The sequence below is a fragment of the Desulfoferula mesophila genome (genome assembly GCF_037076455.1).
In the GTDB taxonomy this organism is placed as follows: Bacteria; Desulfobacterota; Desulfarculia; order Desulfarculales; family Desulfarculaceae; genus Desulfoferula; species Desulfoferula mesophila.
This window is the reverse complement of sequence record NZ_AP028679.1, coordinates 2,034,662-2,056,304: the sequence shown is the minus strand read 5'-3', so window position 1 is coordinate 2,056,304 and position 21,643 is coordinate 2,034,662. Positions and strand designations below refer to the sequence as shown.

Here is a 21,643-nt window from a genome sequence, read left to right as displayed (position 1 = left end):
CTGTGACCTAGAATCCGCACTCTTTGGAGATGACTATGCGCTGCACCTCGGAGGTGCCCTCGGTCACCGTGTACAGGCGGCCGTCGCGCCAATGACGCTGTATGGGGTACTCCATCATGTAGCCGTAGCCGCCGTGAATCTGCATGCCGGCGTTGGTGATATTCTGAAGCAGTTCGGCGCAAAACAGCTTGACCATGGAAGACTCCTTCTTTACGTTGGCCCCGGCCTCGTACAAACGAGCCACACGCCAAACGTAGGTGCGCATCACATCAATGTAGGTAGCCATCTCGGCCAGTTTAAAGGAGGTGTTCTGAAATTTAATGATGGGCTTGCCGAACTGAACCCGCTGCTTGGCGTACTCCACGGTCAGGTCGTAGGCGGACTGCGCCGTGCCCAGACAGCGCGCGCCATAGGTGATGCGCCCTGATATGAGGGTGGATTCCAACTGCTGGAAGCCGCCGCACTCCTTGCCGCCGATGAGATTTTCGGCTGGGACGCGGCAGTCCTCGAACACCAACTCGCCGGTCTCCGCGGCGTGGTTGCCCACCTTGTCCAGCTTTTTGCTGACCGTGAAGCCGGGGGTGCCCTTATCCACCAGGAAAAGGTTGATGCCCAAGCCCCGCTTGTCAGGCTGGGTGTAGGCGGCCACAATGACGTAATCGCAGATGGTCGCGTTGGTGATAAACATCTTGGTGCCGTTGATCACGTACTCGTCGCCGTCTCGCACCGCCCGGGTTTGGATGGATGCGGCATCGGAGCCCACGTTGGGTTCGGTGAGACCGAAAGCGGCGATTTTTTTGCCCTGGATTGCCGGTATCAGGTATTTCTCTTTCTGCTCGTCGGAACCATGCAGAAAGATGGGCATGGTGCCCAGGCCGCTATGGGCCACGATGGCCCCACAGAAGCCCGCGTCCACCCGACAGACCTGCTCGATCATGATGCACTCGGTGAGCTTGTCCGCACCACCGCCGCCCAGGTCTTCCGGATAGCGGGGACACAAAAAGCCCATCTCGGCCATCTTGGTGAAAAGTTCCAGGGGGGTATTGCCAGTCTCTTCCGCCTCGTCGACCATGGGGGCAAGGACCTCATCGGCGAAGTCAGTCATCATATCCTGGAATATTCTTTGCTCCTCGGTGAGCTCAGAAGTGTTGTACTGCATCACAACCTCACTTATTGGCTAAATAGACCTATGTAAAGTATTCCAGAGGCCCAGAGTAGGTCACTTGCCCTGGAACTTGGGTTCGCGTTTTTCGAATAGGGCCTTAATGCCCTCATGCCGGTCTTCGCTGGTGAACAAAAGACATTCCACCATGGCCTCGTAGTCCAGCCCAGCCCTCAGACCGGTCTCCTGTGAGGCGTTGATAGCTTTTTTGGCCCACTTGAGAGCCAGGCTGCTTTTGGCCGTGATCTTCTTGGCCACGGCCATAACCTGCTCCTCCAGTTCCTCGGCCGGAAAGACGCGGTTGACGATGCCGAGGCGCTCAGCCTCATCGGCCTTGATAAACTCGCCGGTGAAGATAAGCTCCTTGGTCTTAGCCACGCCCACTAAGCGCGGTAGGCGCTGGGTCCCTCCTCCCCCCGGCATGATGCCGAGACGTATCTCGGGTAGACCCAGCAGGGAGCGATCCGAGGCAAAGCGCAGGTCGCAGGCCAGGGCAAACTCAAGCCCTCCCCCCAGGCATAGCCCGTCAATCATGGCGATCACCGGGCGGTCTAGACGCTCAAACCGCGAATAGAAACCCTGAGCCAGTGTGTCCATGAAGTGCTCCATGTCCAGCGGGCTGTACTGAGCCAACTCCTTAACATCCGAGCCGGCCACGAAAGCCTTTTCCCCGGCCCCGGACACCACCAATACCTTTATAGAAGGGTCAGCCTGCACCTTGGCCAACACGTCTGCCATTTCCAAGCGGGCAGCCCGGTTGAGCGCGTTGCGTGCTTCCGGCCGGTTTACGATCAGCTGGCCGATATTGTCTTCCACTTTGAAAATGATGTTTTGGTAATCCATGCTCAGTTTCCCCGCTGCTTAAGTTTTATGGATGTTACTGTGGCGGACGGCCCCCAGTTACCTAAAATCCATTTTCCCAGCCCGCCTCATTTATTATCATAAATATGATTTTCTTTTAAATTACATTATTATTTGTTTGAGGCAAGTGAAAAATAGGCCCCTTTCCTTATTCTCGTTAATCTGACCCCTTAAATCGCTTTATTCCTGCCGGTCCTCGGGGCACCAGAAAAGGGATAAAGGCCAATTTCTTCACGTTGGCGCAGAGCGGAGGTTATGCGCTCCAGACTGGCGGCGATATGCTTATGGTTAGTTTCAACGACCGTCTGGGCGTCTCCTCTACCCAAAGCGCCAAGAATGCGGCGGCGTTCTGAGGTCACCTCGCGCACTTCCATGGGATTGAGGTATTCGGGGCGGTACTTCAGGTACAGCTTTTCAAAGACGTCCTGCAGAATGTTAAAAATGACCCGGTTGTCGGCATACTTGGCCAGCCTCAAGTGAAACTTTGCGTCCACCATAATCAACTTTCGGTTAAGGCCGCCTACGGCGTCACCACCGTACTGGCGAAATACCTGCTTGATCTGTTCAATGTCATGTCGGGTTATTTTTTCGATGATACGCGGGATCAAGCAGGTTTCCATTGCCTCGCGAGCTTCGAACAACTCCAAAGTCTCGTCCATGGTGATCTCTCCCACGAAGTAGCCTTGGTTAGGCACGTAGGTCACGAAGCCGCTGGCCTCCAGCCGGTTGAGCGCCTGCATTACTGGCGTGGTACTGGTATTCAGGCGACGGCTGATGTCCCCATAGATAATTTTTTGTCCGGGGGCTAGGAGGTTGTAATAGATCAAGTGTTTGATCAGGGTATAGGCATTTTCGATGGCCACTCCCCGTCTGTTGGAGACCCCGCTTTTGGTTTTTCTCTGCTGAATTGCCACTGTTCCCGTCCTTACCATCTATATTTTTAGTATCACAATTATGATCTTAATTTTAATTTTTTTTTGAATTTGTTCGGGAAATTAAGCTCAGCGATTTGCTCGAAAACCAAGCAAAGGTATTGTCAATCAATAGGTTATGAATATTATCCGGTTATGTGCACCACACCAGTTGGCATAGCTGGCGCACCCTGATTCTTCAGAAAAGGATTGACTTTTAGTTCCCAATAAGGGGATTATTGATCACGCATTGCACATTTATGTAACACTATGCGTAACTTTATTGATTGTGTCGTGCGGATGCATTCGACTCAGCCTCGGCTATGGGAACCCGGCAGCGTGAAGGCGATATGAAAACTGTCCGCGTTTGAGTATGGTGGAAAAAGGAGTCTCCATGAAGATCTTGGAGCAACTGCAGGCTCAACTCAATCATCTCGAAAAGATAGATTATTACCGCAAGCGTTTTGCTGATGCATCGGTGGATCCGTGTGCTGTTAATTCCCTGGAGGACTTTGCCCGCCTGCCCTTTACCACGGCCAAAGACTTCCAGTCAGAGCTCAAAAAGCCACCCGCCCAGTGCTCCCTTTTCACCCCCGAGGTAACCCGGGTAAACTTCTCTCCCTCAGGTCAGGAGCTTTACCCGGTGTATCACACCAACCAGGATTTGGAGACTATGCACCGGGTCTGCGCCCGTTCCCTGGAAGCGGCCGGCTTGTCCCCCCAGGACTCGGTGGCGGTGACCTTCGGATACCACCTGTTCATCGCCGGCCTATTCTATCAGGGGCAGCTTGAATATTACGGCGCCAAGGTTATTCCCCTAGGTCCCGGCGAATCGGAGCGAGCGGTTAAGATAATCAACGATCTCCAAATAAGCGTATTGGCCTCCAACCCAACATTTGCCATGAAGCTGGCCGAACAGGGTATCCCTTCTGTTCACACCCTTTTTGTGGGTGGAGAGCCCTTCACTTCGGTGCAGGGCTACCCAGAAAAGGTGCGGGCTGCATTTGACCGGGAAATCACCATAATCGACTCCTACAGCATGGCCCTGTGCATGCCCATCGCCCGTTCCTGCCGTCACAACAATGGCCTGCACTTGATGGACGACTTTGTCTATGCTGAGGTGGTTGACCCGGACAGCGGAGAGCCTTTACCCATAGGCGACAAGGGCGAGCTCGTACTCACTCACCTTCACAAACAGGCCGCGCCCCTGCTGCGCTACCGAACTGGCGACCTTACGGTACTGGAGCGGCGCCAATGCGCATGTGGCCGCGAGCTGACCATGCCCCAAAGCGTGATTGGCCGCACCGATGAGATGCTTAAGATCAAGGGTATAAAATTCTGGCCCAGCCAGGTGGCCACGATCCTTCGCAGCTACCCTTCACTATCGCTTAACTACAGGGTAGAAGTAGATTCGGTGCAAGGGGTGGATCAACTGCGCCTGACCGTGGAGGGTTCTCTGGCCGACGATGGAGAACTTGAGCGGCTCGCAAATCACCTCAAAAGCGAAACGCTGCTTAAATTCAACACAATCGAGACAGTGGATAAACTGGAACAGGGCCCTGGTGTAGTGGACAAGCGCAAGGGGCGCTCCTTCTGACAACATGCCTGGCGAGCGCAGCAGAGCAAATTGATGTGCTTTCAGGCGCAGACGTCGCATGGCTTAAATAAGTGACTTTTACCTTGCAAAATATAATTTTATATATAGTTGTATTTAAGATTCTGTATAGCGGGTGCTGCTGCCGGGGCATCAAGTGAAATTTTAACCGCCCCGGCGGCGCTCCCCCCGCAAACGAAGCCAACACCGCGGGACAACTATGTCGAACGGTACTTCCCGCTGGAAGGAGTAGATCAGTTAATGTCCGACAAGTTGGAAGCTCGCGGTTACGATCGGCTCCTGTTCGAGCAAAGGGACGCCGTGCTAAAGGTTATCATCAACCTGCCTGAAAAGAATAACGCCATTAACTTGGAGGTCCGGCCTGAACTGATCGATGTGTTCGACAAGTTGCAGGACGACAGTTCGGTAAAAACGGTAATCCTTACTGGCGCGGGGAATAACTTCAGCTTTGGCGGTGACCTTCGTTCCATGGAAGGCATTCCGGGCTCCATGGCCGCATACGACCGCATGAAATACGGTCAGCGCCTTATCAAGGCCATGGTGGATCTACCCAAGCCGATCATCGCTTCGGTACAGGGCGTGGCTGCCGGTGCGGCGGTCAGCTTGGTTCTGGCTTCAGACCTGGTCATTGCTGCCGAACAGGCTAAGTTCGTTTTCGCTTTCATAAAGGTTGGGCTGACCCCCGATTGGGGACAATATTTCTTCCTGCCCCTCAGGGTGGGCATGGCCCGCAGCAAACAATTCATGATGGAAGGCGGCATGATTTCGGCAAAAGAAGCGTTTGATATGGGCATGATCAACCGCATTGCCCCAGACGCTGAGTTGGACGAGCAGGCTTGGGCCTGGGCACAAAAGCTGTCAAAGGGAGCCACCAAAGCCATGTCCATGGTCAAGGCGGCCATGAATTGCTGGCCTATGAACCTCAGCAGCTATCTAGACCTGGAGGCTGGGTTACAGGCGATTGCCCTGACCAGCGGCGATCACAAGGAAGGCCGTGAAGCATTTTTGGAAAAACGCAAACCTGAGTTCAAAGGCGAATAAAACCTATTTGGCGGCCCGGCTACTAGCAAGTCGGCCGACCCTGACTGATTGAAACATTTAGACTGGAGCGTGATGTGAAGAAGTTGCGGTTCATCAAATGTAATGATTCCTATGCCGACTTTTCCACCAGTATTTCGCCCGCCGTGGAAAAAGGGCTGGAGTATGGAGTGGCATCGAACACAGTGCTACTAAATGTTTTTAGTACCGACAGCATCACATCGGGTTATTTAGACGACCCGGAAAAGGCCATTGACCTGGCGTTCTGTGAACAGGCGGGCATCGTGGTGCGCCGCCGCCAGAACACCGGCGGGGCTGTTTTTGGGCCTAAGGGCGGCGCTTTCCTCTGCCTCTACTTGAATCCACGCGCCCTAGGCGTGCCCATGACCAACATCAAGGACGCCTTCCAGGTGTCACTTACCGCCATGGCCGAGGCTGTGGAGGAATTGTGGCACATACCAGCCCGTTACCGCCCCCTTAACGACATAGAGGTCGAAGGACGCAAGCTTGTACCCAGTTCGGCTCGCCTTGAAAATGGGATTCTGACCTTACGGTTACTAATCAATGTGGTCAACACCGATCGCGCAGTGCTCAGCAAAGCCATTATCACCAACCCGGAGAAAGTGAAGGACAAAGCCATTAAGGATGTTGGAGCCCGTTATACCAGCCTTGAGAATGAGCTGAACCGCGAGATCACGGGAGAGGATATGGAGCAACTCTCCCGGCTTACCATAGCCAAGATGTTCGGAGACGACCTAGAGCTTGTCCCTGGTCAACTTACCCCTGAAGAGGAGCAATACCTCAAAGAATATCAAAAGACCTACAATTCGCCTGAGTGGTTCTTTGCCAACTCCGAGCGCATCCGTTTTAAGGGTGCCCACCCCTATGCAATCAAAAGCGAAGGCAACCAAAAAGCGGTGGCCGGCCTGATCCGGGTGACCCTGCTGAGCCGGGAGGGCCGAATGGATGACCTGATCGTAACCGGTGACTTCCATCCCTCGCCTTACCGAGTGACCCGGGATATTGAGCATGCACTGCGGGGTAAGCCATGTGACTTGGCGGTTGTACGGCAGGAACTGGAGCGCATATACGCCCGCGAGGATGTGGAGATGGCTGGCATTGAAATAGATGACTTCATGACCGCATTTGCCAAGGCCTTTGGCAAGGAATTTGGCCCACAGTAATTCACTGGGCCGCAGGGTGGCCACAGTCGGCACCCAATTACGGGGAAAAGGAGGTTAACAAACATGGCAGGCAAATATTCCAAGTACATAGTGACTGAACCCAAGATCATCGATGAGTTTGCGGCACACGCCAAGGGCAAATATCAGATTTTGATGGACGGCGAGTTGGTTCCCGGTGCGAACTTCTTCATCGCTGGAGGCATCCACAACAAAATTCATCAGTCTGAGCCCATCATAATGAAACATCACCACGACCAGAGCGAGGCCTACCTGTTTATAAGCAAAAAGGACGATGCAGAAATCGAAATAGAGATCGAAGACGAGACCTACACTGCTACTACGCCCTGCTCCGTGTTCATCCCTGCGGGTGTGAAACATACTTACCGTTACAGGCGTATTGACGGACCTCTCACTGTGGTGGCAATAGTGCAGAGTGGGGAATACGTACCTATCGTTTGATAGATTGATTGCGGTTTGGGCTCCTGCCACTCCCCGCTGGCGAGAGCCTTTTTATTATTTTTAACTCAAGCAACACCGTTTTCTTTCGGATCGCCTACTTGTTGTCTACGTTGCCAATCACGCACCGCCCTGTGCAAGGCCAAGGACACAAGGCGGGCGCAGGGCCATTTATCTTCGGGCAGTCCCGCCTGCTCACGAGCCAGTGCCTCGGCGTCCACTTCAAGGGCCTCGGGGGGAGCAAGCCCTTTGACTATCTCGGTTATCCAAGATGCCATGGCCACTGCGGCCCAACAGCCGTGGGTAGTGAAGCTGGCCCGTTTGATGCGCCCACCATTGAAGTGCAAATAAACAACTAGTTGGTCCCCGCAGACCGGGCCTAGCACCTCACCCACCCCGTGGGCCCCGGGCATCACTCCCTGGTTGCGGGGGGAGACGATATGCGATTTGATCTCATCGGAAAGCATGCCTTAAAGCCACCGGTTATAGCCGGCCTTGTCAAAGCTGCTTCAGCCCCTTGTCCAGCAAGGTAGCGAAGTCGCTAAGCTCGGTACCGGGTATCTCCACTCCCGGGGCATTGTACACTGTTTCCACCTGGGCCATCAGGGCCTCCAGCTTCAGGGGCTGACCGCGCAGGGCGTCTTCCAGGCGGCCCATCACAGAGTAGGGACTGGGATGGAAGTCGGCTAGCAGGATCACGTCGTGCACCTTACCCTGCAGCCCCAGCAGGGCCAGCCCCATAAGCCCGGCTGGTGCCTTGTGATAGGCCTCGGCCCGGCTGGCGCTTGGATCGGCACCGGCGAAGCGAATTCGTTCGCTGTTGGCGAAGTACCATTCATCCGAGCAGTAGAGGTCCTGATAGTCATGAGAAAAACGCTGCTCCTCGGTGGTCAGCGCGCCTCGCTCCAAGATGACCTCCTGGCCGAAAACTTTCTGCATGGTGGCTACCGCCAGCTCGTGCATCTCCGACCGTTGTAAAGCCCGGCCCAGCTCGTCCTGAAAACAGGTGAAGCGGGCGCCGCCATCCTTGTGGACCTTGTCAGCGAACTTCTCGGGCCGCGCTATGATGGCTCCGGCGATCAGTTCGCGGTCCACCGGGAACACATTGATCACGCTACGGAGGGTCAAGATTTCAGCTTCCAGGCGGGCCGAAGTGGCCACCAGCTTGCGTCCACCGACCTCTATGTCGTTCACAGGCCGGTAGCTTGCCTTTAGGCCAAACTGCTCGCTGATCACCGCGGCCATGCGCTCGATAAAATAAGGGAATGCCTCTCGGATGCTCTTAAACGGCACCCAGTCCTGGCCCAGGTCAAGATAGAGGCAGGTCATCACCGAGCCCTGGGTGCCGAACACCGCACCGCCCGGATTCTGCCGGCGGCGCACTTCTATGCCGTGCTCTCGGCAGAAATCCAGGTTCAGGGATTTTTCGGGGTCCTCCAGCACCCCGATGGTTATGCTGTTGGCCCGGAAAAAGTTTACCACCAGGGTGTTGGGGGACCGTTGCTCCTCCAAGTATTTCTCGATGGCCGGCGAAATGCTGGTGGACAACTCGGCATAGGTGTATTCGGTGGTCAAAAGGCGCAGATGGGCCATATCCCGTCCCCTAGCCAACCTTTTCCTTGTCCTTGGCGAAATCTAGGTAGTGTTCCCGCTGCACCACCAGCTTCATAATCTCATTGGTGCCCACCGCTACCATGCCACCCCGAATGTCGCGGAAGTGCCGCTCTATGTCGTGCTTAGTAGTGTATCCGATACCACCCATGACCTGCAGGGCTTCATTGGCCACCCAATAGGAATTTTCAGCCGCAAAACCCTTGGCCATGGCCGCTACCTTGGTCACATCCTGTCCCATGTCCAGCATGCGCGCTGCCTTGAAGCGAAGCAGGCTGGCCGCCTCCAGGCGGGTGGCCATCTCCGCCACCTTGAAGCTTACACCCTCAAAATTGCGTATGGGCCGGTGGAAGGCCTCGCGCTCCATGGTGTAAGCGGTGGCTATCTCCAGGCATGTGCGAGCGGTGCCAAGCAGACCGCTAGCTACCAGAATACGCTCACTGTTGAGCATGTCCATGAGGATGGGGAAGCCTTGCCCCCGTTCGCCGATGAGATTTTCCTTGGGAATCTCGGTGCCATCGAAGATCAGTTCCGAGACGATGCGCAGGCCTCTCCAGCCCAACGTGTCGAACTCCTCCATGGCCACGATGCCCGGCGCATCCTTCTCCACCGCGAAGACACTCATGCCCTTGCTGGGGTGTACGTCATGCTCGGTCATGGCGAACACCACAAACAGGTCAGCCACCGCGCCAGAAGCTTGGAAGCGCTTCTCGCCATTGATGACCCACTTGTCGCCCTTGAGCTCAGCCTTAGTTTTCATGCGGACCGCGTCCGAACCGCCGGTGGGCTCTGTTATGCACTCCGCGGTGAGGATGTCGGCAGTAAAGATGCCGGGTAGATACTTGCGCTTCTGCTCTTCGCTACCGTAGTTGGCGATGATAAAGGCGCAGTGGTGGGGCACGCTGCGGGCGCAGGCCAGTGCGTAAGATTGGGCCGCGGTCTCCTCGTTGACCAGGGCCTCATGCATCATGTCCAATCCGCCACCGCCGTACTTGGCAGGAAAACGTACGCCAATATAGCCCTTTTCGCCCATTTTCTTTAGCAATTCAAAGGGATACTTATTATCGCGGTCCATAGCCAAAACATGAGAGCGGGCTTCAAGCTTAAAAAACTCTCTGGCCTCGAGAGCGTAGGCCTGCTCCTTTTCTGTCAGGAAAATGGATTCCATTGAAATACCTCCTCCTACTTTTTTCGAAATGCATTCCTACAGCCACCCACATCGGCCACCAATTAAACGAGGTTTGTCTGTGGCCAAAAAGGAACTTGACTTTAAATTAGATTAAATTTTAAAATAACGCAAGTTAATACGAGGTATCGCATTGCGTGACAGAATGTTCGTCAAGTCAGTGGGTAAGGGAATTGCCATTTTGGAACTTCTGGGCAGTTCTACCGAGCCTCTTTCCCTAACTCAGATGGCCGAACGTCTGGAAACTAACAAGACTACCGTACAGCGTTTTCTCTACACCCTGATGGAACTGGGATACGTGCGCATTCTCGCAGGCAAACGCTATATGCTAGGCAACAAGGTGCTCAGCCTAGCCTTCCAGTTTCTAAACAGCGAGGGTGTATTCAGCATCGCCCGCCCCTACCTTGAGGATTTATCCAGCAATCTAGAACGCAGCGTGAGCATGGGTGTTTTGGATGGGGATGAGGTATTGGTGATCTTCCGCAAGGAGCGTACCCGTTTTTATCCATTCGCCGTGTATGTGGGCTCACGAGTACCCGCCCATTGCACCACCATGGGCAAGGTACTCTTGGCGGCCCTGCCCATCGAGAAAGCCAAAGAACTACTGCACAAGATGAACCTGTTCAAAGTGACCCCCAACACAGTGATTAACAAGAACGGAATCCTAAAGGATCTAAAGGTCACCAGGGAACGTGGCTACGCGATATCCGACGGAGAATTTTCTCTGGATTTGTATTCTATCGGAGTCCCCCTGCTCAACCATGAGGGCCAAGTGGTAGCTTCGGTGGCGTTGTCGCTTAACATCAGCGACAAAGGGTTGCAAAAGACCGTTGATAATGCGTTGGACAAACTACTGAAAACGGGAAAAATAATTTCTCAGGGACTGGGGTACGAAGGATCCTATCCGGTAATTCCTGCTTAGAGACACAACATTGAGAGCCTGATTGGCCTTTCTTCCCTTTTTACCCTATATGAATAGAGGGAAAATTTTGAGGGCCAGTTTTCAAAAGTCTAGTCATGCGTTAGTCAGCCTTTCGCTGAGCATGGTTCACTTCTTCTACGCCCGCCCAGGAGATAAAACTGCCCCGCCCATGCTGTCCCTGGCGACGCTTATCGCCAATGCGCCTGTCAGATTTTTCAACTCACTAATTATCTGCTCATCAACATCTTCAATTCGGTTATCACCCCCGGGCTAGACTGACCCCCAGAGGGGAGTAGGTCGTTAATTTGTTTTCATGAATCAGGAGGAAAAGATCATGAGAAACTCAGTCAAAAATAAGATTTTATTTTTCTTGGGCGCGTTTTTGGCGCTAACCCTGACCCTCGCACCTGCCGCCTTGGCGGGTAGCAAGGTGGATTTGCCTAAAACCATGGTCTGGAGTTGCTACGATATCGGTTCTTCGGGCTACATGCAGGCATCGGCAATCGCCGATGCCTTCAGCAAGAAGTTCGGCATGCGTATCCGCCTGCTGCCTTCTGGCACCTCCATCGGTCGCCTTATGCCGTTGACCGCCAACCGGGTGGCCTGCGGCTTCTTAGCCAATGAGGTGTATTTCGCATCCGAGGGTCTTTACGACTTTGCTACCGTGGAGTGGGGCCCCCAAGACCTTCGTGTGATCCTAGCCCACCCGGCCACCATCGCCTTGGCCACCACCAAGGACTCGGGCATCAAGACTTTTAAGGATCTCAAAGGCAAGCGGGTATCATACATACCCGGAGCCCCCACCCTCAACGTTAAAATGGATGCCTTCCTGGCTTTCGCGGGCCTGACCTGGAAGGACGTGAAAAAGGTAGAATTCTCCGGCTACGCTGCTTCCCTGAAGGCGCTCATCGAGGGCAAGACCGACGCTTCGGTGACCGTCGCCTCGGCTTCTATCATGTACGAGTTGGAGACTTCTGCTCGCGGCCTTTACTGGATTCCCTTCCCCCCCGACGACAAGGCCGCCTGGAAGCGCATGAACAAGGTCGCTCCCTTCCTGGCCCCGGCCCAGGAAACCATCGGCGCAGGCATCTCCCCGGAAAAACCTGTGTGGCTGGCCGAGTACCGCTACCCCATGATTACCGTATACGCCAACAAGGATGCTAATTGGGTCTACAACATGACCAAGGCTATGGATGAGGCTTTCGACCTTTACAAGGGCGCTCATAAGGTCATGCCCTTGTGGAACATCAAAAAGTCTGGCAAGCCTCCCGCAGACGCCCCCTTCCACGAGGGTGCCATTCGCTACCTCAAGGAAAAGGGCGTGTGGACCGCCGAAGCCCAAGCCTGGAACGATGCGCGCATCGCTCACATGAAGAAGCTCCAGGCCGCTTGGGAAAAGGCCCTGGAGGAAAAAACTGCCAAAAAGATCAAGGAAAAGCAGTTTGAGGAGTTTTGGCTCAAAGTTAGGGCTGAAGCTCTGGCTGACTAAGGCATAAGGGAAGTTTGGCCGGCGCCGGGCATCAGCGCCGGCCAAACAGGTTTTATTTTATTCAGTGTAATTACGGGCAAAGCTGCAAGAAAAACAATTAGGAAAAAATCATGTCCGATGTGCTGCGCGAAAGCATTAAACCGATGCGGGTCAGGTCTTCAAAGGTCGTTTACTTTTTGGCCACCGTCCTATCCGTGCTGGGCACCTTGCTGTGCATCAACCAGATTTTCCACCTAAAATTAGGTGGCTTCATGCCCATTGGCAGCGCCTATTATTATTACATCCTGGCCACCTACCTATCCCTGGTCTTTTTGCTTTTTCCTGGCAGTAAGGCGGGAAACGCAAAGGTCATGTGGTACGACTGGGGCCTGTTCTTTTTAAGCGTTGCCATCAACCTGTACCTTGGGGCGAATGCCTACAACATCCTAACTAAAGGATGGGAATACGCGGCCCCCAACCTGCCCACCCTCGCCAGCGGCGTGCTTTGCCTTTTGGCCCTGGAAGGAGTACGTCGCGCAGGAGGCGGCTCCCTGTTCTGGATATGCTTGGGTTTCTCCGTATATCCCCTGTTCGCAGGTTACATGCCCGGCTTCCTGTGGGGCAACGAATTGAGCCTTTTGGAGACCGTGCGCTACCATGCCATGGGCGTGGAAAGTATCATCGGCATCCCCACCCGGGTCGTGGGCAACCTGCTCATCGGTTTCATCATCTTCGGCGTGGCCTTGGTCGCCACCGGCGGCGGCAAGTTCTTCATGGACTTCGCCATGTCCCTGATGGGTCATAGCCGGGGTGGCGCAGCCAAGGTGTCGGTCATTTCCAGCGCCTTCATGGCCAGCCTCAGTGGCAGCGTCATTTCCAACGTGGTCACCACAGGCTCCATGACCATACCGGCCATGAAGAAGACTGGATACAGCCCCGTTTGGGCAGCCTCGGTTGAGGCCTGCTCATCCACCGGCGGTTCCATCATGCCCCCAGTAATGGGCGCAGCGGGATTCTTGATCGCCTCATTCTTGAACGTGCCCTACGCTGCGGTAATGCTGGCGGCCTTTTTCCCGGCCCTCTTGTATTACTTCACCCTGCTGTTGCAGGTGGACCTGCACGCCTTGGGTCACAACATGGGCGGCATACCCCGGGACCAACTCCCCCGCATAGGCGAGACACTGCGCAAAGGGTGGTTCTTCCTGGGCACCATCATCATGCTGGTGGTCATACTTTTTTATATGCGCACGGAGGCTTGGGCGCCCTTCTTCGTAATGATCTTCCTGTTCGGCTGCTCCATGCTGCGCCGTGAAACACGTCTGACCTTGAGCGGCTTTATCGCCTTTTTGGTGGACTCTGGCCGCCTACTGGCCCAGATCACCGGCATTCTGGCAGGCGTGGGCCTGATCATCGGGGCCCTATCCTGCACCGGTGTTGCAAACTCCTTTAGCCGTGAGCTGGTGCTATACGCCGGGGGCAACGTGGCGTTGCTGCTGATCTTCGGCGCGCTTACCAGCTTCGTGCTGGGCATCGGCATGACCGTGACTGCATGCTATGTGTTCCTGGCCATCGTGCTGGTTCCAGCGCTGGTCGGCGTGGGGCTCAACGAAATGGGAGCTCATCTTTTCGTGCTCTACTGGGGTTGCCTTTCCTACATAACCCCGCCAGTTGCCCTGGGTTCCATTACCGCCGCGGCCATAGCTGGCTCGGACCCCATGAAGACCGGCTTTTTATCCATGCGCCTGGGCTCGGCCAAGTACATTGTGCCCTTCCTATTCGTGCTGAATCCCGCCATGATCCTAGACGGCACTACCGGAGACGTTACCATCGCAGTGATCTCTGCCCTGATCGGCTGCATGCTACTGGCCGGAAGTCTGGAGGGGCATTTTTATGGGTTCGGCAAGCTGCCTTGGCTGTATAGGGGTCTAATTTTCTTCACGGCTTTCTTGTTCCTGTGGCCCCACTTGCCCACAGATTTGGTTGGAGTGGGCATATTGGTGGGGCTGTACTTCATCTCTCGCTTTGGCCCACTTAAGCTGAAGAGGAACCTTGCCGGCAAGCAAGGCATGAACCGGGCCTGATGCACGGCCCAAGGTCTTGACAGCCAGTGGCTTCGGCCCTCGGATAGCGCAGCCCAAAGATCTTGGCGAGCTAAGAGGCGGCCCGGGGCCCTTGCGGGTCGGAGCAAGTAGGCGGGCCCATACCACCTTGAGGGTAGTGTCAACGATCTTTCGCTTTTATTTTTGGAAGCGGCCTCCGTCGTGGTCAGCCCGCGAGAGCTTCGCGGTAATCCCCGTGGTTGAGTAGTTCAATGTTCAGGCACTTCCTGGTGCCCCACTTGGAAGAGGCCACGTGTCTTAGTCTTGCCGCCACCAGCATGAGGGCGCTTTCTCCATCCGGGAAGGCCCCGACCACCCTGGTGCGCCTTCGTGTCTCCCGGATGATGTGATCTTACCCAGTACCAGCGGACAATTCGTTAAGCGACCATTTTATGTTCAAAGGCCAGAGGGCTGATGTAGCCATTGGCGCTGTGCCTTCTGGATCGGTTGTAGTCCACTTCAATATACTCGAATATGGCCCGACGCATGTTTTCACGTGTGGCGAAGCTCTCGCCGTGGACCATCTCCACCTTGAGAGTGTGAAAGAAACTCTCGGCGCAGGCATTGTCATAGCAATTGCCCTTGCCGCTCATGCTGGGGGTCAAGTCGTGATTGGCCACAAGGGCCTGATACTGCTTTGAGCAATACTGGCTGCCTCGATCCGAGTGGACCATCATGCCTCTGGGCATTTTTCGCCGCCAAAGGGCCATTTGCAGGGCATCGCAGACTATCTTGGCCTTCATGCGCTTATCCATTGCCCAGCCAACCACCATGCGTGAGAAAAGATCAAGCACCACGGCCAAGTACAGCCAGACCTCGCCGGTCCAAAGGTAGGTGATATCGTAGACCCACTTCTGATTCGGGGCATGGGCGCTGAAATCCTGCTCCAGGTGGTTCGGGGCCACCGGCAAGTTTTGATCCGAGTCGGTGGTGGCTTTGTACTTCTTAGCCGCCTTGGCAACCAGCCCCTGCCTTTTCATGCTGGCTGCTACGGTCTTGCGGTTATATTTGTGGCCCAACTCATCAAGGTCAAGTGTAAGCCCCACCGAGCCGCTACGGCCCTTACGAGCGGCAAAGGCCTCTGCCACCAACTGGTCCAGCTGATAACGGGCAAACTGTCTTCGGCGGGGGTGATCTTGCCTGCGCCGCCAAGCGTAATAGCCGCTACGCGACACGCCATAAACCTCACACTGAACTCGGATGCTGGCTTGGCCTACATGCTTGTGTATAAATGCGTACTTCACTTCAGGCCTTTCGCGAAGTACGCGGCCGCCTTTTTTAACAGGGCCAGATCCTCTTCCTGCTTGGCCAATTGGCGCTTGAGCCTGGCATTATCGATGGCCAGTGCCTTTTCGGTCTCGCTACGGCTCGCCTGTGAATGGCGGAGTAAGTGCGGGACAGTTGGCGGTCTAAAACCGTGACACTTGTTTTAGAGATATAGTCCTGTTGTTCATGCTGTCAATCATGATCTTGCCTTAGTTGGTTTTGGGCTTTGCCTGGGATCGTCTTTTGGCTTGGCGGAGCCGGTAGCTTTCTCCATTGGCCTCGATGATGTGGCACCTATGGGTCAGTCTGTCCAGCAGTGCACCGGTGAGTCTTTCGGAGCCGAAGACCTCCGTCCATTGCTGGAAAGGGAGATTGGTGGTGATCATGAGGCTTTGTTGTTCATATGCCCTACCCACCACCTCGAATAGCATTTGAGCGCCTATCTTGGAGAAGGGCACATAGCCCAGTTCATCGATGACCAGCAGGTGTAGGCGCTGGAGCTGTTTCTGCAGGCGTTGCAGACGTCTTTCCTCGCGGCATTCCATGAGCTCTGTGACCAGGGCGGTGGCGCTGTAGAATTTCACCTTGCTTCCCTGGGCGCAGGCCGCAAAGGCCATGGCGCTGGCCAGCTGGGTCTTGCCGGTGCCGGAGTTTCCGATCAGGAGCACGTTTTCCTTTTTGGCGATGTACTCGCCCCTCATCAGCTCCCTGACCAGCTGCTGATTGATGGAGGGCTGTGCCTTGAAATCAAAGGTGTCCATGGTCTTGATCACCGGAAAGGCGGCTTGCTTGATGCGCCTTTCGGCTGCCCGCTTCTCGCGGTCCAGAAGCTCCCGCTCGGTCAGGCGCAGCAGGTAGGTCATGTAATCGGAGCGGTCTTGGCTGCAGACCTTGGCCATGGCCGCGTATTCCCGGAGAATGGTGGGCAGCTTCAGCTTTTTGAGGTGGTACTCCAAGAGCACGGTGGGTTTGTCCTGGTCCTTCATGACAGCGCCCCTCCCTGCGCGAGGAGGGAGTCATAGACTGTGATATCGGGCCCGGCCACGCTCACTCGGCCCAGGTGCTCACGACCGTCCAGCAGGAAGGTGGCCGCGGGCCCTGATGATGGCGGCTCCAGCAGGTGGACAATGGCCTCCGGGGCATAGGCTCCCGCGTACAATGCCTGCTCCACCGCCCGCTTCAGTCTGGCCATGGAGTGGTCCTCCAGCAAACGTAGGACCTTTATGTATTTACGGGTGCCCTGGCCAGGCATGTCTTCCCCGGCCACCAGCCGCCGCCTCAAGACCTCAAAGCACTCAGACAGATCTAGGTCAGCCAGGGGGCGGGCGTGGTCCAGGGAGCCAGGCTTGCGCTCCAGCAAGGGCAGATAATGCCGGTAGTCGAAAAACACCCCTTCCTTGCCCCAGGATCGGGAGTGGCGGGCCACCACCACGTCATGGTGGCAGAGCACCACCCGATCCACATAGCCCTTGGCCACAATTTCATGGTGGGCACAAGCCACCGGCACCGAGTAGTCATTGTCGTCGAAGCGGACCAGGGACAATGAATTGGCCCGGGTAGGCTGTTTGCGGCAGGCATCGAAGCGGGAGGGAGGCAGGGGGACAAAGGCTGTCTGGTCTTCCTGCAAAACCTCGGCCTTGCTACCGCCCTTGCCACGCAAACGGCGCTTCATGTCGTCGCGGCACTGCCTTAAAAGCATGGCATTGAGCTCGGCCAGGTCCTTCACCTGGGGCACTGGCACCAAAAAATTCTGCCGGGCGTACTTGACCACCCCTTCCACCACGCCCTTCTCGTTTGGACGCCGCACCCGACAAAAATGCTCCCGAAAAAGGTAATGGCTCTGCAGCTTGAGAAAACCATCGGTCAGCTTGCGCTCATGAGGCCCTATGATCTTGGAAACCAGGACCTTGCTATTGTCGTAACTGATCCGGTGGGGCACCCCACCGAAAAACTCGAACGCCCTGGCATGCCCTTCCCAGTAGCTCTCGCTGCACTCCTTGTCGAAGGCCGCCACGAAAAAGGCATCGGAGTACGGCAAGGCCATGATAAAAAGCGCTATCTTGCGAAGCTCCCCGGAAACCTTGGCCAGGGCATAGCCAAAGTCCACCTGCGCCTCGCCGGGACGATGGACCAGGGGCATGTACACCTCCTGGCTCACGCGCTTGATTGCGCGCACCGCCTCCTTTACCTGGGTGTACTTGCCCTGATAACCCGCCTCCTTGATGCGGTGATATATGCGCGTGGCCGTGTGCCTTTGCTTCTTGGGAACCTTTTTGTCCTCTTTTATGATCCGGGCGATCAACTCAAGGTAGGGGCCAAGTGTAACCCTCCCTTAAAATAGGGCCAGTTTGAGGTAGAGACTTCTGGCAGACTGAGGTCTGCAAGGAGGACTCTTCACGATGCGCAGGACCAGATTCAGCGAAACTCAGATCGTCAAAATTCTGAAAGAGGTGGAAGGGGGCAGGACCGCCAAGGAGGTCTGCCGGGAATACGGTGTCAGCAGCGCCACCTACTACAAATGGAAGTCCAAGTACGGGGGCATGGAGGCCTCGGACATCGTCCGGCTCAAGGAGCTTGAAGAAGAAAACAGGCGTCTAAAGCAGATGTACGCCGACTTGAGCCTTGAGAATCGGGCTCTGAAGGACGTCATCGAAAGAAAAATATAAGGCCAGCGGGTCGGCGCGATCTGGCTAAGTTCATGTGCAAAGAGCACGGTCTGAGCATTCGCCGGGCCTGCCGCGCCCTGAGGCTGAGCCGGTCGGTTTATGCCTACCGACCCAAGCCCCGCGACGATGGTCCGATCATCGAGGCGCTGACTTCGCTGGCAGACAAATATCCCAGATACGGCTTTGCCAAACTGTTTCAAGTAATTCGGCGGGATGGACATGGCTGGAATCACAAGCGGGTGTACCGAGTGTACTGCGCCCTGAAGCTAAACCTTCGCAGGAAGGGTAAGAAGCGCCTGCCTACTCGTGATCCCCAGCCGCTTGCAGTGCCGGATCTGGCCAATATCTGCTGGTCGGTGGACTTCATGAGCGATGCCCTGTATGGCGGCCAGCGATTCAGGACCTTTAATGTGGTGGATGATTTCAATCGAGAGGCCCTGGCCATAGAGGTGGACGTCAATCTCCCCGCCCAAAGGATAATCCGAGTGCTGGAGCGTATCGCTGCCTGGCGGGGCTACCCGTCCAGGCTGAGGCTGGACAACGGCCCGGAGCTGGTCAGTGTAGCTATGGCCCAATGGGCCGAGGAGCATAGTATCGATTTGGGTTTCACTCAGCCCGGCAAGCCCACCCAGAATTCATACATTGAACGCTTCAACCGGACCTATCGGGAAGAGGTGCTGGACCTTTACATATTTTCCCGTCTAAGCGAGGTGCGGGAAATCACGGATCGCTGGCTCAAGGAGTACAACGAGGAACGCCCTCATGAGTCCCTCGGCAACCTGACACCAGCCGAATACCTCGCTATAAATTCACCTGAAGTTTCTACTGTTGACTGGCACTAATCGGGGGTGTGAATGGCGGAGTAAGTGCGGGACAGTTGGCGGTCTAAAACCGTGACACTTGTTTTAGAGATATAGTCCTGTTGTTCATGCTGTCAATCATGATCTTGCCTTAGTTGGTTTTGGGCTTTGCCTGGGATCGTCTTTTGGCTTGGCGGAGCCGGTAGCTTTCTCCATTGGCCTCGATGATGTGGCACCTATGGGTCAGTCTGTCCAGCAGTGCACCGGTGAGTCTTTCGGAGCCGAAGACCTCCGTCCATTGCTGGAAAGGGAGATTGGTGGTGATCATGAGGCTTTGTTGTTCATATGCCCTACCCACCACCTCGAATAGCATTTGAGCGCCTATCTTGGAGAAGGGCACATAGCCCAGTTCATCGATGACCAGCAGGTGTAGGCGCTGGAGCTGTTTCTGCAGGCGTTGCAGACGTCTTTCCTCGCGGCATTCCATGAGCTCTGTGACCAGGGCGGTGGCGCTGTAGAATTTCACCTTGCTTCCCTGGGCGCAGGCCGCAAAGGCCATGGCGCTGGCCAGGTGGGTCTTGCCGGTGCCGGAGTTTCCGATCAGGAGCACGTTTTCCTTTTTGGCGATGTACTCGCCCCTCATCAGCTCCCTGACCAGCTGCTGATTGATGGAGGGCTGTGCCTTGAAATCAAAGGTGTCCATGGTCTTGATCACCGGAAAGGCGGCTTGCTTGATGCGCCTTTCGGCTGCCCGCTTCTCGCGGTCCAGAAGCTCCCGCTCGGTCAGGCGCAGCAGGTAGGTCATGTAATCGGAGCGGTCTTGGCTGCAGACCTTGGCCATGGCCGCGTATTCCCGGAGAATGGTGGGCAGCTTCAGCTTTTTGAGGTGGTACTCCAAGAGCACGGTGGGTTTGTCCTGGTCCTTCATGACAGCGCCCCTCCCTGCGCGAGGAGGGAGTCATAGACTGTGATATCGGGCCCGGCCACGCTCACTCGGCCCAGGTGCTCACGACCGTCCAGCAGGAAGGTGGCCGCGGGCCCTGATGATGGCGGCTCCAGCAGGTGGACAATGGCCTCCGGGGCATAGGCTCCCGCGTACAATGCCTGCTCCACCGCCCGCTTCAGTCTGGCCATGGAGTGGTCCTCCAGCAAACGTAGGACCTTTATGTATTTACGGGTGCCCTGGCCAGGCATGTCTTCCCCGGCCACCAGCCGCCGCCTCAAGACCTCAAAGCACTCAGACAGATCTAGGTCAGCCAGGGGGCGGGCGTGGTCCAGGGAGCCAGGCTTGCGCTCCAGCAAGGGCAGATAATGCCGGTAGTCGAAAAACACCCCTTCCTTGCCCCAGGATCGGGAGTGGCGGGCCACCACCACGTCATGGTGGCAGAGCACCACCCGATCCACATAGCCCTTGGCCACAATTTCATGGTGGGCACAAGCCACCGGCACCGAGTAGTCATTGTCGTCGAAGCGGACCAGGGACAATGAATTGGCCCGGGTAGGCTGTTTGCGGCAGGCATCGAAGCGGGAGGGAGGCAGGGGGACAAAGGCTGTCTGGTCTTCCTGCAAAACCTCGGCCTTGCTACCGCCCTTGCCACGCAAACGGCGCTTCATGTCGTCGCGGCACTGCCTTAAAAGCATGGCATTGAGCTCGGCCAGGTCCTTCACCTGGGGCACTGGCACCAAAAAATTCTGCCGGGCGTACTTGACCACCCCTTCCACCACGCCCTTCTCGTTTGGACGCCGCACCCGACAAAAATGCTCCCGAAAAAGGTAATGGCTCTGCAGCTTGAGAAAACCATCGGTCAGCTTGCGCTCATGAGGCCCTATGATCTTGGAAACCAGGACCTTGCTATTGTCGTAACTGATCCGGTGGGGCACCCCACCGAAAAACTCGAACGCCCTGGCATGCCCTTCCCAGTAGCTCTCGCTGCACTCCTTGTCGAAGGCCGCCACGAAAAAGGCATCGGAGTACGGCAAGGCCATGATAAAAAGCGCTATCTTGCGAAGCTCCCCGGAAACCTTGGCCAGGGCATAGCCAAAGTCCACCTGCGCCTCGCCGGGACGATGGACCAGGGGCATGTACACCTCCTGGCTCACGCGCTTGATTGCGCGCACCGCCTCCTTTACCTGGGTGTACTTGCCCTGATAACCCGCCTCCTTGATGCGGTGATATATGCGCGTGGCCGTGTGCCTTTGCTTCTTGGGAACCTTTTTGTCCTCTTTTATGATCCGGGCGATCAACTCAAGGTAGGGGCCAAGCTTGGGCTTGGCTCGGGGGGTGCTGAGCCGGTATCCGGGAGGCTCGGGAAAATTCTGAATCTTTTGCAGGGTATCCCAATGGATGCCCTCTCTACGCATTAACTCGCGCTTGCTCGCCTGGCCATCGCGCACTCAA

General features: G+C 55.8%; 18 protein-coding genes and 3 pseudogenes. 8 read left to right on the top strand and 13 right to left on the bottom strand.

Annotated elements, in window-relative coordinates:
* Window positions 1-7 precede the first annotated feature (7 nt).
* The 3 genes from AACH32_RS09145 to AACH32_RS09135 all read right to left on the bottom strand — a co-directional run bounded on the left by AACH32_RS09145 (window position 8) and on the right by AACH32_RS09135 (window position 2,937).
* Window positions 8-1,159: an acyl-CoA dehydrogenase family protein gene (locus AACH32_RS09145; protein WP_338606474.1), complete on the bottom strand. Its 1,152-nt coding sequence runs from the start codon at window positions 1,157-1,159 to the stop codon at window positions 8-10.
* A 60-nt stretch (window positions 1,160-1,219) separates the two neighbouring features.
* Window positions 1,220-2,005, bottom strand: a complete 786-nt coding sequence (locus tag AACH32_RS09140) for an enoyl-CoA hydratase/isomerase family protein (protein WP_338606473.1) — start codon at window positions 2,003-2,005, stop codon at window positions 1,220-1,222.
* Window positions 2,006-2,193: 188 nt separating this feature from the next.
* Window positions 2,194-2,937, bottom strand: a complete 744-nt coding sequence (locus tag AACH32_RS09135) for a GntR family transcriptional regulator (protein ID WP_338606472.1) — start codon at window positions 2,935-2,937, stop codon at window positions 2,194-2,196.
* A gap of 391 nt (window positions 2,938-3,328) precedes the next feature.
* On the opposite strand from AACH32_RS09135, the gene AACH32_RS09130 reads away from it, so the two are divergent.
* The 4 genes from AACH32_RS09130 to AACH32_RS09115 all read left to right on the top strand — a co-directional run bounded on the left by AACH32_RS09130 (window position 3,329) and on the right by AACH32_RS09115 (window position 7,230).
* Window positions 3,329-4,531, top strand: a complete 1,203-nt coding sequence (locus tag AACH32_RS09130; protein ID WP_338606471.1) for a phenylacetate--CoA ligase family protein — start codon at window positions 3,329-3,331, stop codon at window positions 4,529-4,531.
* Window positions 4,532-4,789: 258 nt separating this feature from the next.
* A complete protein-coding gene (locus AACH32_RS09125) occupies window positions 4,790-5,590 on the top strand; it encodes an enoyl-CoA hydratase/isomerase family protein (protein WP_338606470.1) in 801 nt (266 codons plus the stop codon).
* Between the two features lie 74 nt (window positions 5,591-5,664).
* A complete protein-coding gene (locus tag AACH32_RS09120; RefSeq protein ID WP_338606469.1) occupies window positions 5,665-6,771 on the top strand; it encodes a lipoyl protein ligase domain-containing protein in 1,107 nt (368 codons plus the stop codon).
* A gap of 63 nt (window positions 6,772-6,834) precedes the next feature.
* Entirely contained in the window at window positions 6,835-7,230 is a 396-nt protein-coding gene (locus AACH32_RS09115; RefSeq protein ID WP_338606468.1) for a hypothetical protein, read from the top strand.
* A gap of 65 nt (window positions 7,231-7,295) precedes the next feature.
* Here AACH32_RS09115 and AACH32_RS09110 read toward each other — a convergent pair whose 3' ends face one another.
* From AACH32_RS09110 to AACH32_RS09100, 3 genes are read right to left on the bottom strand one after another with little or no spacing between them, the layout of a single operon-like run.
* Window positions 7,296-7,694 (bottom strand): iron-sulfur cluster assembly scaffold protein, encoded by a 399-nt coding sequence (locus tag AACH32_RS09110; protein WP_338606467.1) that lies wholly within the window; start codon window positions 7,692-7,694, stop codon window positions 7,296-7,298.
* A gap of 31 nt (window positions 7,695-7,725) precedes the next feature.
* Window positions 7,726-8,820 carry a lipoate--protein ligase family protein gene (locus tag AACH32_RS09105; RefSeq protein WP_338606466.1) on the bottom strand — a complete coding sequence of 365 codons (1,095 nt, stop codon included), beginning with the start codon at window positions 8,818-8,820 and terminating at the stop codon, window positions 7,726-7,728.
* A gap of 10 nt (window positions 8,821-8,830) precedes the next feature.
* Window positions 8,831-10,006, bottom strand: a complete 1,176-nt coding sequence (locus AACH32_RS09100; protein ID WP_338606465.1) for an acyl-CoA dehydrogenase family protein — start codon at window positions 10,004-10,006, stop codon at window positions 8,831-8,833.
* A 151-nt stretch (window positions 10,007-10,157) separates the two neighbouring features.
* On the opposite strand from AACH32_RS09100, the gene AACH32_RS09095 reads away from it, so the two are divergent.
* The 3 genes from AACH32_RS09095 (at window position 10,158) to AACH32_RS09085 (ending at window position 14,495) form a co-directional block, all read left to right on the top strand.
* A complete protein-coding gene (locus tag AACH32_RS09095; RefSeq protein WP_338606464.1) occupies window positions 10,158-10,946 on the top strand; it encodes an IclR family transcriptional regulator in 789 nt (262 codons plus the stop codon).
* Window positions 10,947-11,280: 334 nt separating this feature from the next.
* Complete coding sequence (locus AACH32_RS09090) at window positions 11,281-12,435, top strand: TAXI family TRAP transporter solute-binding subunit (protein ID WP_338606463.1); 1,155 nt, start codon at window positions 11,281-11,283, stop codon at window positions 12,433-12,435.
* A 110-nt stretch (window positions 12,436-12,545) separates the two neighbouring features.
* A complete protein-coding gene (locus AACH32_RS09085) occupies window positions 12,546-14,495 on the top strand; it encodes a TRAP transporter permease (RefSeq protein WP_338606462.1) in 1,950 nt (649 codons plus the stop codon).
* A 184-nt stretch (window positions 14,496-14,679) separates the two neighbouring features.
* Here the strand turns inward: AACH32_RS09085 and AACH32_RS09080 are convergent.
* The 5 genes and pseudogenes from AACH32_RS09080 to istA (AACH32_RS20975) all read right to left on the bottom strand — a co-directional run.
* Window positions 14,680-14,865, bottom strand: a pseudogene (locus tag AACH32_RS09080) (IS256 family transposase); the annotation flags it as partial.
* Between the two features lie 25 nt (window positions 14,866-14,890).
* Window positions 14,891-15,882, bottom strand: a pseudogene (locus tag AACH32_RS09075) (IS3 family transposase); the annotation flags it as partial.
* A 106-nt stretch (window positions 15,883-15,988) separates the two neighbouring features.
* Window positions 15,989-16,765: an IS21-like element helper ATPase IstB gene (gene istB, locus AACH32_RS09070; protein ID WP_338599592.1), complete on the bottom strand. Its 777-nt coding sequence runs from the start codon at window positions 16,763-16,765 to the stop codon at window positions 15,989-15,991.
* The gene (locus tag AACH32_RS20980) at window positions 16,762-17,406 is read right to left on the bottom strand and encodes a Mu transposase domain-containing protein (RefSeq protein ID WP_434062354.1); all 645 of its coding nucleotides are present in this window, start codon (window positions 17,404-17,406) and stop codon (window positions 16,762-16,764) included. The genes istB (AACH32_RS09070) and AACH32_RS20980 overlap by 4 nt, the downstream gene beginning before the upstream one ends.
* A pseudogene (istA, locus tag AACH32_RS20975) lies at window positions 17,380-18,087 on the bottom strand (IS21 family transposase); the annotation flags it as partial. The pseudogene istA (AACH32_RS20975) and the gene AACH32_RS20980, both read right to left, overlap by 27 nt.
* Before the next feature lie 91 nt (window positions 18,088-18,178).
* On the opposite strand from istA (AACH32_RS20975), the gene AACH32_RS09060 reads away from it, so the two are divergent.
* Window positions 18,179-19,287 (top strand): IS3 family transposase gene (locus AACH32_RS09060; RefSeq protein WP_338598789.1). Its coding sequence is split into 2 segments (ribosomal slippage): window positions 18,179-18,431 and window positions 18,431-19,287, totalling 1,110 coding nucleotides; the frame shifts between segments, so codons are not numbered across the junction.
* A gap of 109 nt (window positions 19,288-19,396) precedes the next feature.
* Here AACH32_RS09060 and istB (AACH32_RS09055) read toward each other — a convergent pair.
* The gene (gene istB, locus AACH32_RS09055; protein WP_338598784.1) at window positions 19,397-20,173 is read right to left on the bottom strand and encodes an IS21-like element helper ATPase IstB; all 777 of its coding nucleotides are present in this window, start codon (window positions 20,171-20,173) and stop codon (window positions 19,397-19,399) included.
* A complete protein-coding gene (gene istA / locus AACH32_RS09050; RefSeq protein WP_338598786.1) occupies window positions 20,170-21,639 on the bottom strand; it encodes an IS21 family transposase in 1,470 nt (489 codons plus the stop codon). Before istA (AACH32_RS09050) ends, istB (AACH32_RS09055) begins: the two co-directional genes overlap by 4 nt.
* Window positions 21,640-21,643: the final 4 nt, after the last annotated feature.

Excerpts from the sequence above, each read along its gene's own strand:
- AACH32_RS09145 (WP_338606474.1), bottom strand. The coding sequence starts at position 1,159 with ATGCAGTACAACACTTCTGAGCTCACCGAGGAGCAAAGAATATTCCAG.
- AACH32_RS09140 (WP_338606473.1), bottom strand. The coding sequence starts at position 2,005 with ATGGATTACCAAAACATCATTTTCAAAGTGGAAGACAATATCGGCCAG.
- AACH32_RS09130 (WP_338606471.1), top strand. The coding sequence starts at position 3,329 with ATGAAGATCTTGGAGCAACTGCAGGCTCAACTCAATCATCTCGAAAAG.
- AACH32_RS09125 (WP_338606470.1), top strand. The coding sequence starts at position 4,790 with ATGTCCGACAAGTTGGAAGCTCGCGGTTACGATCGGCTCCTGTTCGAG.
- AACH32_RS09115 (WP_338606468.1), top strand. The coding sequence starts at position 6,835 with ATGGCAGGCAAATATTCCAAGTACATAGTGACTGAACCCAAGATCATC.
- AACH32_RS09110 (WP_338606467.1), bottom strand. The coding sequence starts at position 7,694 with ATGCTTTCCGATGAGATCAAATCGCATATCGTCTCCCCCCGCAACCAG.
- AACH32_RS09105 (WP_338606466.1), bottom strand. The coding sequence starts at position 8,820 with ATGGCCCATCTGCGCCTTTTGACCACCGAATACACCTATGCCGAGTTG.
- AACH32_RS09100 (WP_338606465.1), bottom strand. The coding sequence starts at position 10,006 with ATGGAATCCATTTTCCTGACAGAAAAGGAGCAGGCCTACGCTCTCGAG.
- AACH32_RS09090 (WP_338606463.1), top strand. The coding sequence starts at position 11,281 with ATGAGAAACTCAGTCAAAAATAAGATTTTATTTTTCTTGGGCGCGTTT.
- AACH32_RS09085 (WP_338606462.1), top strand. The coding sequence starts at position 12,546 with ATGTCCGATGTGCTGCGCGAAAGCATTAAACCGATGCGGGTCAGGTCT.
- istB (WP_338599592.1), bottom strand. The coding sequence starts at position 16,765 with ATGAAGGACCAGGACAAACCCACCGTGCTCTTGGAGTACCACCTCAAA.
- istB (WP_338598784.1), bottom strand. The coding sequence starts at position 20,173 with ATGAAGGACCAGGACAAACCCACCGTGCTCTTGGAGTACCACCTCAAA.